At 67.0% G+C, this 1,438-nt stretch carries 1 protein-coding gene; it reads right to left on the reverse strand.

The genetic code is table 11. The annotated features are described in order from the left end of the window. On the reverse strand, positions 1-1,264 hold a 1,264-nt coding region (locus JYJ84_RS36625; protein WP_205190295.1), incomplete at its 3' end, for an isoprenylcysteine carboxylmethyltransferase family protein. Between the last annotated feature and the right edge of the window lie 174 nt (positions 1,265-1,438).

Raw genomic sequence — 1,438 nt, forward strand, 5'->3', positions numbered from 1 at the left:
CGAATGCCTGCCTGATCCGCGCGAACAGCCCGTGTTGCGCGATCCATTCGGCGTACGCGCGATAGTCGGGGTCGCGCATCAGGTGGCGCTCTTCCGTCTTTGCCCGCGTGTAGTAGATCAGGTTGACCGCGACGAGCCCGGCGCAGTGCATGAGCCCGACCTGCCAGCCGAGCGGCTCGACGAACGGTACCGATACCATCCAGTACGACAGGTTCTTCGTGATGTACGCCGGATGTTTGGTGAAGCGGTACGGGCCCGACGTGATGATGCCGCGGTTGGTGAGGTTCGAGAAACGCAGGCCGAACGAGATCGTGCACAGCGCGTAGGTCAGCAGCAGCAGGATGATCACCGTGCCCCAGATCACGCGCAGCGTCGGGGCCGACAGCAGCCAGTTGTCCCAGAACATCGAGCCTTCGTAGCGGATGTAGTTGTTCGAGAACAGCGACCAGAACGGCTGGTAGCACATCAGCGCGGCCACCCAGCCGAGCGTCGTCGGCTCGACGGTGCGCACGTGGCTGTCGAGGATGCGGAACGTGCACAGGTAGCCGACGGTGCCGAACATCAGGTCCATCGTGAACGACAGGTCGTACATGAACACGAAGGTCGCGAGCGTCATCGGCGCGTGCATCGCGTTCGCGAGCGACGCGGTCAGGTGATCGGCGTCCTTCGACAGGTAGACGGTCATCAGCGGCAGGAAGAACGCTTTCACGCCCCAGCCGGCCAGCATCTCGCGCACCGGCTTCCAGCTCGCGGGCTGCGCGCGGCGGAACAGGAAGCGGCCCCACAGCAGGTACGCGTCGTCGGTCTCGCGCTGGTGGCGGTCCATCCACGCGAAGTAGAACGGCGCGGCGACGATCACGTACGGCGCGAGCGAGCGCAGCAGCGACCAGAACGGCACGTAGAACGCACCGTGGTATTCGGGCAGCAGCCAGTAGATCACGCCGATGCCTGCATAGATCGACGTCAGCGCGCCGAGCCGCGTCGCGACGCGTGCGATGCCGAGCGGCCGGACGGCCTGCCGCGACAGGCCCGCGCTCGGGCGCAGGTAGACGCGCGAGATGAAGATTTCGTGCAGCGCGATCGTGCCGATGATCGCGAGGCTGGCGATGACCGCGCGCGTGGCTGCATCGAGCGTGGGATGGTCGCGCGTGATCCACAGCGCGCAGAGCCCGGCGGCGATGCCGAGCAGGCCGGCGCGGAGGGGCGTGGCGGAACGGGGTGGGCGGTCCTGGGCCGCGGCGATGCCGTCGAGCGTGGAATTCATGATCGGATCCTCGTACGGATGAGGGCCGGCGCCCCCGCTTGGCGGGTGACGCCGGCCGTCGGCCGGGCTTGGTATGGATGCGCGCCCGGCCATTGGCCTGTGGTTCTGATAGGTAAAGCGTTACTTCTTGGTGCCGCCGCCCAGCAGACCGCCGAGGAGGTTCGTCACCGGCGA

Source organism: Burkholderia sp. LMG 13014 (genome assembly GCF_905232215.1).
In the GTDB taxonomy this organism is placed as follows: domain Bacteria; phylum Pseudomonadota; class Gammaproteobacteria; order Burkholderiales; family Burkholderiaceae; genus Burkholderia.